Below are 14,302 nucleotides of genomic sequence, written 5' to 3'. Positions count from 1 at the left end.
TTAGTTCAACAACCGCACTTGCAACTTGGGCTCAAAGTCGCACTTCTGCGGCGTTACGTTTGATATTTATACGCAGCCGTTAGATATTTGCATCGCGACTTAAAAGTCACCAGTTCAGCGCTCAGATTGAATAGAAATGGGAATTACTTCAATTTAAATGAAGAAACATTCACTTGTTGCCCTGTAAAAACTAACGCTGGTTCAAGCTGTCAGCTTTAACCCATTAGTTTCAAAGCCATTTTTAAGGCACTTGCCTCAAGGCATTGTAAATGTTTTTGGTTTTGGCGGGGAAGTTGAGTGGAGTTTGTTCAAACTATTTAACTTTTGCGCAGACTTTTTTGCCCACACTTTGGTTAACCAACCTATCCCAGCGATTCTGACGTTTCACACCGAGCCTGTGCTTATACTGTACTGTTCTAACGACGTACTAGCATTATTTTGGCACGCTACCGCCCCTAGGTTTCGCTCCTAATGGCAATCTGTGTGTATTTTTATCTTTTTGTGCTGGGTATTCTACCTAAAACGTATTACATATACTATTCAGCACAATGAGCATGATCACATATTCAACTTATTTAACTGACAATACACTCACTAGATTGCAAGTGTATGAAATTTATGTAGTTAAATGATCAAAAAAAGCAGCCGATTGGCTGCTTTTTATACACTTTTGACTCAAGGTCACAAAACTAGGCGAAGCGTAGTCAGGGGCGGGGAGCGGGTTTCACTTCGTTCCGAGGTGCGAGGAGTTTATCGCGCGTGACCGGCTCCTCGAACCCCGCAGGGCTCTGCCCGTACTCGCACCTCGAACCTTTGTTTTAGATTTCAGTGCAGCCCCACTCTGGGTAGTTTTTGCGGATGAAGGCGTTGAGTTCTTTTTCAGCTTTTGAGTAGCTGCGTAGCTCTTCATCATTTGACTCAGTCGTTTTGCGGACCATACCTGCGCCTACAGTGACGTTGGTGTGGCGGTCGATGACGATGAAGCCACCGGTTTGTGGCAGGTTGTCGTACACATCTAATGCCACTTTGTCCGTTAGGGCAATGTTGGTAAATGCAATCTCGTTAAGATCGAGCAGCTCGCTGTTTTCTGCGTGCTCCTCTAGAGAGTTGACGTCAATCTTGTGCTCTATCTCCGTCACCTTGCCTGGGCAAGACTTAGTGGCGAACTTAAAGATGTACTCTTTGTGAGTGCGCATTGGGTTTTCATCCATCCAAACCACGTGCGCTTGCACCTTGTTCGTCACTGCTGGCTCATGGCCGACGTGGACTAACATATCGCCGCGTGATACATCGATCTCGTCTTCCAGCGTCAGCGTGATCGCTTGACCTGGGTAAGCCGTGACCAACTCACCATCGTGAGTGTAGATGGTTTTGATACGTGAGGTTTTGCCTGAAGGCAAGGCCGCTACTTCATCACCTACCTGAACCAGACCCGATGCCAAGGTGCCACAGAAGCCGCGGAAGTTCAGGTTTGGACGGTTCACGTATTGAACTGGGAAGCGCATGTGCTCAAGATCTTTATCTTGGGCGATTTTTACTGTCTCAAGCAGTTTCATCAGCGTGGCACCCGGGTACCAATCCATCGCTTCGCTTGGCGTGACTACGTTATCGCCTTTTAGCGCTGAGATTGGCACAAAGCGGATATCGTCGATATTGAAGTTCTTCGCCATCTCACGGTAATCAGCCTTGATCTTCTGATACACCTCTTGGCTGTAATCCATCAGGTCCATCTTGTTGATAGCTACAATGATGTGCTTAATACCCAGTAGGCTACAGATATAACTGTGACGCTTGGTCTGAGTCTGGATACCATGACGCGCATCCACCATCACAATCGCTAGATCACAAGTCGATGCACCAGTCACCATATTACGCGTGTACTGCTCGTGTCCCGGAGTATCGGCAATGATGAACTTACGCTTGTCAGTCGAGAAGTAACGGTACGCCACATCAATCGTAATGCCCTGCTCACGCTCAGACTGCAAACCATCCACCAGTAGCGCCAAGTCAAACGCTTCATCGGTGGTATTAAACTTCTGCGAGTCTTTCTCAATCGCCGCCATCTGATCTTCATAGATCAACTTACTATCAAACAGCAGACGACCAATCAGCGTCGACTTACCGTCATCCACGTTACCACAGGTAAGAAAACGCAGCAGGTCTTTGTTTTCGTGTACTTTTAGATATGCTTCGATATCTGTTGCGATTAAGTCTGAAGAATGTGACATTATCTTTCACTCCTTTAAAACCAGGTTCGAGGGGCGGGGACGCTTCGCTTCGGGGAGCGAGGGGCTTTCCATTCGCTGGACTCGGACCGGTTAATGTTTAATTTGTTTTAGGTTGTAAGTGATTAAGGAGCCCAACATCTTGGAGAGTTCTTCACACTCTCTGGTTAAGCACTCAGACACTTCCTTTGGAATTAGTCCGATGCGTTCACCAATAATGACCTGTGTTTTAAGCTCTCCCAACGACCCCTTCGCCACTGACAAAAAATTAATCTTTTCTCTGATGTGAATTCTTTCACATCCCTCGGCAATATTGCTTGAAACCGAAACGCTACTCCGACATATCTGATCTTTAAAGCCAAAATCTCTTGAGCTTCGCATCACTTGATATATCTTCGCGGATAAATCCACACTTCGTTGCCAAACCTCTAAAGACTCGTACGTCATCCCATTACCCTTCACCACTTTCTAAAAACATAACGCAGCCATGTTTAAAGATGCAGTTGAACGAGTATGAGAAATAACCCGCGTCTTCACATTTTTAGGTGTGAGTGGTTGAATTAACGCATTCACCACTCGCACCTCGGAGGGCAAGAGCCCGAAACCCGCACCTCGCCCCTCAAAGCGGCTATCCGCTGTAGTAACTTTCTAGCGCATCAATAAACGCCTGCTTCGACCCCAAAGGCAATTGATTAATCCCCGCGGCCGCTTTGCGTCCTCCGCCGGTCGGGAAGGACGAACAGACTTCGTCGGCGCCTACTCGGTTGTTTAGGGGGGCGCGGACGCTGACTGTGTAGTCGTTGCCATTAACGTTCATTGTTAGAACGCCGTGGGCGGTGTTTGGGGCTTGGTTTGCTAGCTCATTGCCGAATACGCCGCTGATGCGTCTTGCCCATGGCTCGCATGGGAGTTCAAAGACGGTGGCGATTTCGCTTTGGCTGATTGGGGTTAGAGCGGCGACATTTTGGTAGTCGGACTCGTAGCCTTGTTTCAGCGTGTAGTATGGCGATGCTTTGTCGTCACGCAGCTTTAGTGGGCACGGGTACTCCAGCAGCATCTTATATAGTTCTGCTGGGGCGATGTGCAAATCGTCTAGTGAGGCGCCGTAGCCGTTGTAGTTGATTAGTGTTCCTAGCTCTTTTAGGAACTCGGTGTCTGGTTTAGACAGGCCTATCTCGGCTGCGAGTTTTTCTGCGCTGGCGAATAGGTTGTCACCAAACGCGGCGGCGACGGCCCATTTGGCGTATTGGCCGCCAAGCTTTTGGTTGATCAGCAGGCTTGTACATACTTCGGCGTCTAGGTCAATCAGCGTAGTTAGCTTATCTGACTGCGGGATGTCACCTGTGCGGTGGTGGTCGCAGTAGAATACCTCTACGCCTTTCTCTAGCAGCGCTGCTAGAGGTTGCTGGTTTTTCTCCATTGAGATATCCAGCGCAGTGACGCTAGAGACATCGTTTTTGTCCACCAGCTGGCTAAGCAGTTTGATATCGCGCTTGACGCCCGTTACCAATACTGACTCTTTTGGCTCGGCTAGGCGGAGCTGGATTAGGGCGATAATGCCGTCGGCGTCGCCGTTGAAAACATCGTAATTCATAGTCTCACACTGTGAGACAGGTGCGAGGTTCGAGGTGCGGGGACACTGCGTTTCGAGGAAAAGACTTTTTCCATCAACACAACACCTCGCTACTCGTAGGGCAAAGCCCGTCCTCGCTCCCCGCCCCCTACACGTACTCCATTCGTTGCAATTCACTCACCACATATTCCGCACATTCCTCGATCGACTTGTCTGCCGTTTGGACGTGGATTTCTGGGGATTGTGGGGCTTCGTAGGTTGAGTCGATGCCGGTGAAGTTTTTGATTTCGCCGGCGCGGGCTTTTTTGTATAGGCCTTTCGGGTCGCGTTGTTCGCACACCTCTAGTGGGGTGTCGACGAAGACCTCGAGGAACTGCCCTGCTTCCATCAGGCTACGGGCTTGCTCGCGGTCTGAGATGAACGGTGAAATGAACGCCGTCAGGACAATCGTGCCCGAGTCAACAAACAGCTTAGCCACCTCGCCGATGCGGCGAATGTTCTCAACGCGGTCAGCGTCACTAAAACCAAGGTCTTTATTCAGCCCATGGCGCACATTATCGCCATCGAGCAGATAACTATGCTTACCCAAACTCAGCAGCTTGCTCTCCACGGCATTCGCCACAGTCGACTTACCCGAGCCACTTAGCCCTGTAAACCAAAGCACCACCGGCTTTTGCTGTTTGAGCTCAACTCGGTCTTGATGCGTCACGGTACTGTTGTGCCAAACTACGTCATCGCTTACCGAATCGTTTTGTTTTTTTTCGTATGGTGAAATCATAAAAATCCTAGGGGCGAGGTTCGAGGCTCGAGTAACGAGGTTCAAACATCGCCAAACACCTAAATACAGAGAAGGTTAACAACGTTCTCCGACCTACCAACAAACAAAGAACTCCTCGCTCCCCGCTCCTCGAAGGACAAAGTCCGTCCCCGCTCCTGCTTTAAAAGTACCCTTCGCGCTTTTTCTTCTCCATCGAGCCCGCACTGTCGTGGTCAATTGCACGGCCTTGGCGCTCTGAAGTCGTAGTCAGTAGCATCTCTTGGATGATCTCAGGCAGAGTTGTCGCCTCAGATTCCACAGCACCAGTCAGTGGGTAGCAGCCAAGGGTGCGGAAGCGGACCATTTTCTCTTCGATCACTTCGCCTTCTTTTAGCTCCATGCGATCGTCGTCGACCATGATCAGCATGCCGTCGCGCTCAACCACTGGACGTTTTGCTGATAGGTATAGGCCTGGGATCTCGATGCTTTCTAGGTAGATGTATTGCCAGATGTCGAGCTCGGTCCAGTTTGAAAGTGGGAACACGCGGATGCTCTCGCCTTTGTTTACCTTACCGTTGTAGATGTTCCATAGCTCTGGACGTTGGTTTTTTGGATCCCAGCGGTGGTGTTCGTCGCGGAACGAGTAAACACGCTCTTTGGCGCGAGATTTTTCTTCATCGCGGCGCGCGCCACCGAAAGCAGCGTCAAAGCCATGCTTGTCTAGAGCTTGCTTAAGGCCCTGAGTTTTCATGATGTCGGTGTGCTGCGAGCTGCCGTGGGTAAATGGGCTGATGTTCATCGCCAAACCCTCTGGGTTTTGGTGCACGATCAGCTTCATGCCCAGCTTTTCTGCCATGTAGTCACGGAACTGGATCATCTCTTTGAATTTCCACGTGGTGTCTACGTGCATCAAAGGAAACGGTGGGATACCTGGTGCAAAGGCTTTTTTGGCCAAGTGCAACATGACCGATGAGTCTTTGCCCACAGAGTAAAGCATGACTGGGTTGTCGAACTCAGCGGCAACCTCTCGCATAATATGGATTGACTCAGCTTCAAGCTGTTTAAGGTGAGTCATGCGTTCTGGAGAAATATTCATTCCTACTTCCTTTGTTAAAAGCCAACGAATACAGGCAGGGTGGCAATCACAATCAAGCCGTACAACACACACATCGGGATGCCGACTCGAGCAAAGTCCTGTATTCGATAGTGACCTGCGTTAAATACCATCAGGTTAGTTTGATAACCGTATGGACTGATAAAGCTTGCACTCGCGCCAAATGCGAGGGCAAGGATATAAATTTTTGGCTCAACCGCGAGGCTTTGTGCAAGCTCAATCGCGATTGGAAACACCAAGGCGGCCGCGGCATTATTGGTGACCAACTCCGTCATTACCCACGCTAGCAGGTAAATAAAGACTAGACCGACCCACGGGGTAAAGACGCTTTGGTTGCTTTGCACCATATGATCAATCACATCCAGCGCACCGGTGTTTGTCAGTGCCTGTGAGAGCATCAAGGCGCTGGCAATAATCAACCAGATGTTGCGCGGCAAGCGGTGAAAGACCTCATTGGCTGTCAGTGCACCTGTAGCGAGCAGCGCGCTAAGCAATAACAGCATGCCCTTGAACAGCGGTAATATACCCAGCGCTGACAGACCAATCGCAACAAAAAAGCCACCCACCGCCAGTTTCTCTTTCAAACCCTCAAGGGTCTGCTCGGTGGCGAGGTCAGTCAGCATGTAAAAGTTCTTGCTGATGTTGCGCCGTGCGGCGAAATCCGGGCCGGTAGCCAGAGCCAGATAATCACCGGGTTTTAACACCACCTCACCAAGCTTGCCCGACATTGGCGCGCCATCACGGCGCATCGCCACCACCGCTGAATCAAACAGGGCACGAAAGCCTGCCGATTTTAGGGTCTTGCCCACTAGACGGCTGTCAGGTTTCAGCACCACTTCTTTGAGGTTATCCAGCGGCAACCCGTTTTGACTGGCAAAGATACTCAGCCCATCAAATTGATTGAGCAAGGTGACCTTTTTTACGTCACCACTGAACAGCAGCCTGTCTTCGGCCTCTATCACCTGCGCCGGAGTCACTGGTGAGATCAGTCGCCCTTTGCGCACAATCTCAACCAAGAACAGGTCTTCAAGGTGGCGCAGCCCGTTTTGCTCTACGCTCTTGCCAATCAGGCTTGAGCCCTCGCCCACCTTGGTATCAATAAAGTAATCCGCTATCGCCTCTTTCGAGCGATGTCGCTCTGGCAGCCAGCGGCTGATGAGCAGCATCAATAATCCGCCCAGCACCACCACCACCACGCCAACGGGAGTGAAGTCGAAAAAGCCTAAGCTTGGCAATCCCGCTTCGATGACCATACTGTTGACAATCAAGTTGGTCGATGTGCCCACTAGGGTTAATGTTCCGCCGAGTATCGCCGCATAAGAGAGCGGGATCAGCAGCTTACTTGACGCATGATGCGGATTGTTGCGGATTGGCGCGAGCATGGTCGAGACCACCGCAGTATTATTCAGCGTTGATGAGGCCAATGCAGTTAAACCAAACAACTTAATGCTGGTCAGGCGATAGTCCTGCTCAATCATATAGCCAGTGATCGCGCGCAACAGACGCGTCTTCTCAATAGCTAATGAACAGGTCATGATCAACATCAGCGTCAGTAGACCCTGATTAGAAAAGCTGCTGATCACCTGCTCAGTCGAGACCAAATCGCCGAGATAGAGAATCAGAAACAGCGCACCAAAAACTTTGTGTGAGGATTGCTGGTAACGGATAAGACCGGCAATCGTCAATACAAACAGCAGTAATACTAATGTGGAAGATGAGAAAAACACCACACTAACTCCAAAATCGTTTTTCGTTATAAGTCTTCGTAAACGTGAAGCGCCTCTTCCAGGTCGTCGTAGAAGGTCAGGCTTCCCTGATGCAAGATAATTGCACTATCACAAAATTCTCGGATCTCTTTCATATCATGGCTGACCATGATCACGGAGGCCTCTTGGGTCTTATTCAGCAGCGCTTGCTTGGCCTTACGGCGAAACTTTTGGTCCCCCACCGAGGTGGCTTCATCGATTAGGTAGATATCAAAATCAATCGCAATGCAGCAGCCAAAGGCTAATCGAGAGCGCATACCGCTTGAGTAACTCTTAACGGGTAAGTCGTATTTTATCCCCAGCTCAGCAAAATTCTTAACTTTTTCTTCGTATTCATCGAGGTCCGCCACACCATTGACTCGGCCAATAAAGCGGGTGTTCTCCCGCCCGGTCATCTGCGGATGGATCCCCGTGGCAAGGGCCACTGGCCACGAGATGGCTTTGTCTGTGATCACCCGCCCTGAGTTTGGGTATTCACTGCCCGCGATGATCCGAAACAAGGTGGATTTACCCGCCCCGTTTGAGCCCAGCAAAGCGACGTTATGGCCCTCAGGGAAGGTAAAGTTGACGTCGCGAAAGACATACTGATTACCCAGGTCCGAGGGGTAGTACTTGGTTAGGTCACGAAGTTCTATCATTTTGTTTTTTATAAACTATAGACATAAGAGTAACGACTCTGAAAGGATTATGCATAGATGAATTCTGTATAAGATATTGCAGGCCCAAGGTGGGCTACCAAGTGCTGCCGTCTTTTTCTTCAAGGCGGCTGACGGACTTTATGACATCCAGATAGTGCTGTGAGATCTTCAAATGACAGAAATCGCGCTCAGCTTTGTGGCGGCCTTTGCGTCCATAGACTAGACGTCGTTTATGGCCCAACTCAATCATCTTGATCATGGCTTCTTTAAGCTCAGGCACGCTTTGTGGCTTGACCAAAAGGCCGGACTTGCCATCGTCTATCGTCTCTCGGCAACCGACATTGTCAGTGGTGATGATAGGTTTTGCCATCGACGCTGCTTCAATCAAGCACTGTGGAATGCCCTCTCGATAGTAAGAAGGTAGCACCACGCAGTCGTAATCCTTAACGATCGAGAACACATCATCGGTTTCACCGAGATAGTTGACTAGGGTGTTGTCATGCCAGTGCTCGAGCTGGGCATGCGAGATCCCCTGCGGGTTGGTTTCATCAATGAAACCAAGCAAAGAGAACTCAAATTTAGGGATTGTCTCACCGGCTAGCTGTCTTATCGCATAGTGCTCCTCAACCGCCTGCGCTGCATGGACAAACTCTTGCACCCCTTTGGATTTGAGCATGCGCGCCACCAGAATAAACCGAGTAACGCCATCATCCGGCGCCTCATGCGGCACAAATTGGCTCAAATCGATCCCAATCCCATGCACGCGAGAGCTGTTTTCTTGCTTCACATAGTCATTGTCGAGATAGATTTGCCAGTCATCGGGGTTCTGGAACACGACGTGATCGGCCAGAGGCTGCGTAAAGCGCAGCAACTGCTTACCAACGGTGGCCTTGAGGCTCTTTTCGGTAAAAATCGAACCTAGACCTGCGACGCTGTTGATCACCGGTCGCTTTTGCAGCTTGGCCATTAGTGCCGAGTAGATATTCAGCTTAGGGGTAAAATTGAGTACACAATCAGGCTGCAACGCCGACATCACGACGTTGATGCGACGCATAGTACGCACTTCTTGCGAAAGGGAGATCCCTGAGCGGTCCATGTCGAGGTCAAAGTGCTCACAACCGAGTTGATTGAGCTTATCGGCATACCTATCGTACGGCGATAGCACGTAGACGCGGTTACCATTGCTCATAAACTCGGTAATTGAAGAGCGAAAGAAGTTGTAAATAAACCAGGACGTGTTTGAGGTAATAAGGAGTTTCAAAATCGAGTGTTCTCTTATTAATCAATCCATGATTATTTATGGCTCAGTACGTTTCAGTGCTGCGTGTTTGACAGCCTTGACATACCATGAGAGTGAGTGTGATTTGATGGCGATCAGGAGCCAAGAAATCAATTTGATGGACATTGCCCAGATGCGCTTACTCATCGGCAGCTTGGCCATGGTCCAAATACCATTGCGCACCATGTAGTAAAGGCGCTGACCCTCCAGTGATTTTGTATGACGATCGCAATCATGCACAAAGGCCACTTGGGCCGAGTATTGACCAACCGCCCCTTGGTTCGTGAGGTCATAGCAAAACGCAATGTCATCCCAATAGAGAAAGTAGTCTCGATTCGGCAAGACCTGCGTTTGCTGCAAGATAGCGCGGTTGATAAACATGCCAACAAAGGAGGAGCCATCAATCTTGGCAAGCTCGCACGCATCCTGGCTTGGGTCCCAGGTGATCTTTTGTCGCTTGAGCAGGCGCTTGAAGGCGTTTCCTAGTGACGGAAATGTCATCGGCTCATTCATGGTGCACAGCCCACCTTCCGGGTAGTGAACCTGACTGGCGACCCAGCCACATTTGGGGTGCAGCTTGGGTACTAGGCCAAAAAAAGAAGCCAAGGCGCCTTGTTCAGGGAAGCTATCATCGTCGGAGACCACCAACCACTCGGTTATGGCTTGCTCACGCGCGGCCTTCAACCCTTGATGAAACCCGCCTGCACCACCGAGATTGTGCGACTCGCTTATCACCAGCAGTCGAGGCTCAGAGGCTGATAGCTGTTCGAGATATTCTGCGGTTCCATCACTCGAGGCGTTATTGACGATAATCAACTGGGCAAGATTCGCCTCAGCTAGATACCGCTCGATGGTCACTTTTAATTTGGCCAGTCGATTGTAGGTGACAACAACCGCTGTGATTGTTTGGGGGCTAATATCGTGTACCTGTTAAGTCTAAAATGGGGAGCGAGCTCCCCATTGATGTATTCCCATTAAGTGCTGTGCAACTACATCGGTTCAAAAAACGCAGGCAATGCCTCTTCACGCTCAAGCAGAGCAACCGCCTGCTCGGCGGCATCGAGCGCCTTACGAATAGTGACATCCATATCGAGGTATTTGTATGTGCCCAATCGGCCGACAAAGCTGACGTTAGGCGTCTTGTTGGCGAGTGCAACGTACTTGGTCAGCAGCTCCTTTTCATCCGTGAGGTTGATTGGGTAATAAGGAATATCATCCCCCTTACACAATCGGCTGTACTCTTTGTAGATGACGGTATCCGCATGCTCTTCCCATGGAGAGAAGTGCTTGTGCTCTGTGATGCGAGTGTAAGGCACTTCTTCATCACCATAATTCATCACTGCGGTGCCTTGGTAATCACCTTGGTGCGTCTCTTTGACAAAGTCCAAAGTGCGATAGCCCAGGCGGCCCAGCTCATACTCAAAGTAGCTATCCAACGGCCCACTGAAGAACACATGGTCAAACTCTTCAGCCATCTCACGCTCAAACTTGGTGTTGAGCTTGATATCAATGTTATCGTGATCCAGCAGCTTCTCGACAATCTCGTTGTAGCCGTTAGCCGGCATCCCCTGATATTTGTGCGCGAAGTAGTTGTCATCGTAGTTAAAGCGCACCGGCAGGCGCTTTAGGATGCTCGCTGGCAACTTACTAGGGTGAATACCCCACTGCTTGAGTGTGTAGCCTTTGAAAAACGCTTCGTAAAAGTCTTTACCCACAAAGCGCATCGCCTGCTCTTCAAAGCTCTGCGGATCTTCGATGCTGGTATCAGCGATCGATTCAATGAACTCGCGTGCTTGAGTCGGGTTGAATGTCTTGCCGAAGTACTGGTTTATGGTGTGCAAGTTAATCGGCAATGAGTAAACGGCATCTTGAGAGGTGGTCTTTACCCGGTTGGTATACGGCTTGAACTCCGTGAGTGCATTGACAAAATCCCACACCTGTTTGTCATCGGTATGGAAGATATGTGGGCCGTAGGTATGAACCATCACACCAGTATCTTGGTCACGCTCCATATAGCAGTTACCTGCCAAATGGTCACGCGATTCATAGATGGTCACACGATGCCCCGCTAACGCGAGTCGGTTAGCGATGACTGCGCAGGATAGCCCCGCGCCAACACAGGCAATGTTCATCTTCCAATACCTAATTTATACCCAAGGCGCATCAAGACATTCATCACGCGGTAGTACCCTTTAACTCGTAACACAGACATCCAACGTCGCCACACCGTTCGCTGATCGTATTTTGCGATCAACTCCGCGGCGTATTTTTGATGTTTGGCCGATTGAGTGACAGAGTTATTCATTGCACTATTCTTGCTTTCACAGCGGATATGATAGCTAGCTAAGTAATCTGAGAGCTTGCCAATTTTATGGCGGTGTAAGACACGCAAATGAAAATCTAAGTCACCACAAACTGGCAGCGATTGATCGAAAAAGCCTATCTCTTGATGCAATGCATAACGATAAACAAAGCCGATAGGGACAAACTGATTCACAACCAAAAAATCGTCCAACCGGAACTCTTTCACTGCTGGATTAAAAGGTCTTGAGCGAAGGGGCTGCACAGCATTTTGACCTACTGACTCAAACCTCTGAGTAATGTTTGTCACCACACCGGCCATCTCTGGGTGATTTTTGAGATAGCCATGTGTAACCTCAAGAAACACGCTCTCCCATGAATCATCATCATCATGAATCACCGCGTACTCGGCTGGAAAAGCGTTGAGCCCGCGATTACTTGCTCCCTCCATGCCTAACGAGGTGGGGTTATGCAGCACACAAATTCGTGGATCGTTAAACTCTTCGACCAGCCTATCAACCGCATGAGGCTCTCCACCATCATTCACCACGACATGAATATAGTTGGCAAATGTCTGCTTTTGCACACTCTCAAGGGCGCGGCGAAGAAGTAAAGTTCGGTCTTTGGTTCGAGTAACTACGGTTACAGTATGCGCTGACATCTACCAATCACGAACTTCAAGTTGAGCAGAGTAATCATGAGTCGATGCCGCCGACAAAATTTCTTCCACACTTTTCGCAACGTGTTGCCGCGCTTTGATTGGACTCTCTTTCAGCGGATTATTGGCAAGCACTTTTTGATCCTCAGGGCTTCGATACTCAATTAGCGTATTGGTCTTAAGGCTCAGCAATGCTGACACCGGTCCTTGATAGCAATAAGAGTCGACGAGAACCACCGGGCGATCTTCTCCTCTTAAGTAATCACTTAAGGAATTCCAATCACCTTCCTTTAATCGCTCTCGCACCTGCTCAGAGTCAGGAAGGCACGCGATATGTGCATGACTCAAAAAGCCAGTGTATGGGTTACCGAACTCCCCTGAGAGTCGCAATTTTTGATGCACCTCGACCAACGCTGATAGCGCAGGAACCACCACCACGAGCAACGGTTTCAATGGTGGCTCATCGCTGTTATGAGGATAGTCAGTGACCGTTCTTACCGGTATCACTCGATTAGACTCTTTGACATCCTTGAGCAGTGTGCCAAAAGACTCTAAGTGAGTGACCGCAGGACGACTTGGTAATTGGCGATTGTTATTAATATATTTATCGCGCAGATCCTTGGCAGAAAAGCACACTTTTCGAGCAAAGAAGTGCGGTAGCTCAGAAAAACTCTCAATGCAGTCATCATAAAAAACTCTAGGCACTGCCCAATTGGTAAAGTGCGAGTAGGTTAATGATTGCGGAAAGATAGTGTCTTTCGGATAGGTGTTGGCAACAAAGGTTTGAATATAAAGCTCATCTGGGATCAGCGTTGTCTCATAAAAACCTTGGTATTTTTCGTTAAAACGCAGAAATTGCTTCAAACAATCCCAAGTCAAACTCCACCATTGCGAACCCATATGTGGTACATGTTCTGCTGGTAGTTTTCGTGGTTTCAAGAGTTTCTGCTGAGCCATCAAGCTCAGTTCAAACAAATAAGGCTGTGAACGCCAATTGAAAAAATGCTTATACTGCCAACGCTCTTCCTCAATCCCCCCCTTGACCCAAGGCGCTATTGTCACGTTTTGAGACTCTATAAACTGGTGATCTGAATGCTGTGCCAAAAACGCGTAGAAATCGTCCAAGTTCACTGTTGGCACACAAGAACCACTCAACAAAGTAACATAGTCTGGGTTAAGGTTTCTCGTCTCGATTTCGTACAAAGCATTAAGTGTTGCTTGAAGAATACTCCACTCTCCCCAACCAACTCTCGCTCTTTTTTTGCAAAAAATAAGTCTCTTAGTGTACTCATCCATCAAATCCATAAAATCATTAGCTATGGATATAGATTGCTTTTCATCGTAATGAACTACGACGTTACTTCCAGACTTAAGTAGCGCTCTTAATAGCGGTTTGACTTGAATGGGTGGTTCATGAAGCAATAATATAAATGTGTGCGATAACACTACCATTCACCTCTGTTTAACAGGCCATATTTAATCAAATTTGACTCACTCAGTCGTACACTAACATTGGGGTCATAGTGATCACCGGGGATATTAACAATCAGACAACCAACCGTGTGATTAATTCCGAAGCAGTTATTAAAATAATCATTGCGCATCGAACGCCTATACTTACGAAAATAGGCCCCTTGCCCGGAGCGAACCGCAACAATTCTGAAAAGATTTTGAGACCTAAACCCGCCTAAATATCGATAAATTGGACCACCTTTTATTTGAAGCTGACTTCCATGATGAACAAAACTTGAATACCCATTGGAGTCAAAATACCTCTTACCTTTATAACTATACGCATGAACAATTACGGCACCAAAAGTTCTCTGACCAGTGGAGTCCAAGTACTTTAACAACTGTTCAAGACTTCTTGTCTCAGAATATGGGGTCAATAATTCTTCGTTCTCTTCAACAAATATTTTCCAGCCTTTATCATTCATTAAGCAGAAGTTTCTATCATTGTCAGATGATAGACTTAAAAAGTTTGTCCACTT

The 14,302-nt window shown here is 48.7% G+C and carries 13 protein-coding genes; all 13 read right to left on the bottom strand.

Annotated features, from left to right (window positions below; translation table 11 throughout):
- Window positions 1-818: 818 nt before the first annotated feature.
- Window positions 819-2,228, bottom strand: a complete 1,410-nt coding sequence (gene cysN / locus ACSTTG_RS15525) for a sulfate adenylyltransferase subunit CysN (RefSeq protein ID WP_438475461.1) — start codon at window positions 2,226-2,228, stop codon at window positions 819-821.
- Between the two features lie 90 nt (window positions 2,229-2,318).
- On the bottom strand, window positions 2,319-2,672 hold the full coding sequence (locus ACSTTG_RS15520; RefSeq protein ID WP_438475460.1) for a four helix bundle protein: 354 nt from the start codon (window positions 2,670-2,672) through the stop codon (window positions 2,319-2,321).
- A gap of 181 nt (window positions 2,673-2,853) precedes the next feature.
- Window positions 2,854-3,819, bottom strand: a complete 966-nt coding sequence (locus ACSTTG_RS15515; RefSeq protein ID WP_438475459.1) for a DHH family phosphoesterase — start codon at window positions 3,817-3,819, stop codon at window positions 2,854-2,856.
- Window positions 3,820-3,946: 127 nt separating this feature from the next.
- On the bottom strand, window positions 3,947-4,576 hold the full coding sequence (cysC, locus tag ACSTTG_RS15510) for an adenylyl-sulfate kinase (protein WP_438475458.1): 630 nt from the start codon (window positions 4,574-4,576) through the stop codon (window positions 3,947-3,949).
- A gap of 160 nt (window positions 4,577-4,736) precedes the next feature.
- Window positions 4,737-5,645 carry a sulfate adenylyltransferase subunit CysD gene (gene cysD / locus ACSTTG_RS15505; protein WP_438459925.1) on the bottom strand — a complete coding sequence of 303 codons (909 nt, stop codon included), beginning with the start codon at window positions 5,643-5,645 and terminating at the stop codon, window positions 4,737-4,739.
- A 20-nt stretch (window positions 5,646-5,665) separates the two neighbouring features.
- A complete protein-coding gene (locus ACSTTG_RS15500) occupies window positions 5,666-7,399 on the bottom strand; it encodes an SLC13 family permease (protein ID WP_438475457.1) in 1,734 nt (577 codons plus the stop codon).
- A 23-nt stretch (window positions 7,400-7,422) separates the two neighbouring features.
- Window positions 7,423-8,073 (bottom strand): ABC transporter ATP-binding protein, encoded by a 651-nt coding sequence (locus ACSTTG_RS15495; RefSeq protein WP_438475456.1) that lies wholly within the window; start codon window positions 8,071-8,073, stop codon window positions 7,423-7,425.
- Window positions 8,074-8,167: 94 nt separating this feature from the next.
- The gene (locus ACSTTG_RS15490; RefSeq protein ID WP_438475455.1) at window positions 8,168-9,334 is read right to left on the bottom strand and encodes a glycosyltransferase family 4 protein; all 1,167 of its coding nucleotides are present in this window, start codon (window positions 9,332-9,334) and stop codon (window positions 8,168-8,170) included.
- Between the two features lie 36 nt (window positions 9,335-9,370).
- Entirely contained in the window at window positions 9,371-10,255 is an 885-nt protein-coding gene (locus ACSTTG_RS15485; RefSeq protein WP_438475522.1) for a glycosyltransferase, read from the bottom strand.
- Window positions 10,256-10,341: 86 nt separating this feature from the next.
- The gene (gene glf / locus ACSTTG_RS15480; protein WP_438475454.1) at window positions 10,342-11,484 is read right to left on the bottom strand and encodes a UDP-galactopyranose mutase; all 1,143 of its coding nucleotides are present in this window, start codon (window positions 11,482-11,484) and stop codon (window positions 10,342-10,344) included.
- Window positions 11,481-12,314, bottom strand: a complete 834-nt coding sequence (locus ACSTTG_RS15475) for a glycosyltransferase family 2 protein (RefSeq protein WP_438475453.1) — start codon at window positions 12,312-12,314, stop codon at window positions 11,481-11,483. The genes glf and ACSTTG_RS15475 overlap by 4 nt, the downstream gene beginning before the upstream one ends.
- Window positions 12,315-13,763 (bottom strand): beta-1,6-N-acetylglucosaminyltransferase, encoded by a 1,449-nt coding sequence (locus ACSTTG_RS15470; RefSeq protein ID WP_438475452.1) that lies wholly within the window; start codon window positions 13,761-13,763, stop codon window positions 12,315-12,317.
- A complete protein-coding gene (locus ACSTTG_RS15465; protein ID WP_438475451.1) occupies window positions 13,757-14,248 on the bottom strand; it encodes a hypothetical protein in 492 nt (163 codons plus the stop codon). The genes ACSTTG_RS15470 and ACSTTG_RS15465 overlap by 7 nt, the downstream gene beginning before the upstream one ends.
- Window positions 14,249-14,302 lie beyond the last annotated feature (54 nt).

The organism is Vibrio glycogenivorans, assembly GCF_051660965.1.
Classification (GTDB): domain Bacteria; phylum Pseudomonadota; class Gammaproteobacteria; order Enterobacterales; family Vibrionaceae; genus Vibrio.
This window is presented reverse-complemented; position numbering and strand designations above follow the sequence as displayed.

Coding starts and splice junctions, on each gene's coding strand:
- cysN (WP_438475461.1), bottom strand. CDS start 2,228: ATGTCACATTCTTCAGACTTAATCGCAACAGATATCGAAGCATATCTA.
- ACSTTG_RS15520 (WP_438475460.1), bottom strand. CDS start 2,672: ATGACGTACGAGTCTTTAGAGGTTTGGCAACGAAGTGTGGATTTATCC.
- ACSTTG_RS15515 (WP_438475459.1), bottom strand. CDS start 3,819: ATGAATTACGATGTTTTCAACGGCGACGCCGACGGCATTATCGCCCTA.
- cysC (WP_438475458.1), bottom strand. CDS start 4,576: ATGATTTCACCATACGAAAAAAAACAAAACGATTCGGTAAGCGATGAC.
- ACSTTG_RS15495 (WP_438475456.1), bottom strand. CDS start 8,073: ATGATAGAACTTCGTGACCTAACCAAGTACTACCCCTCGGACCTGGGT.
- glf (WP_438475454.1), bottom strand. CDS start 11,484: ATGAACATTGCCTGTGTTGGCGCGGGGCTATCCTGCGCAGTCATCGCT.
- ACSTTG_RS15475 (WP_438475453.1), bottom strand. CDS start 12,314: ATGTCAGCGCATACTGTAACCGTAGTTACTCGAACCAAAGACCGAACT.
- ACSTTG_RS15470 (WP_438475452.1), bottom strand. CDS start 13,763: ATGGTAGTGTTATCGCACACATTTATATTATTGCTTCATGAACCACCC.
- ACSTTG_RS15465 (WP_438475451.1), bottom strand. CDS start 14,248: ATGAATGATAAAGGCTGGAAAATATTTGTTGAAGAGAACGAAGAATTA.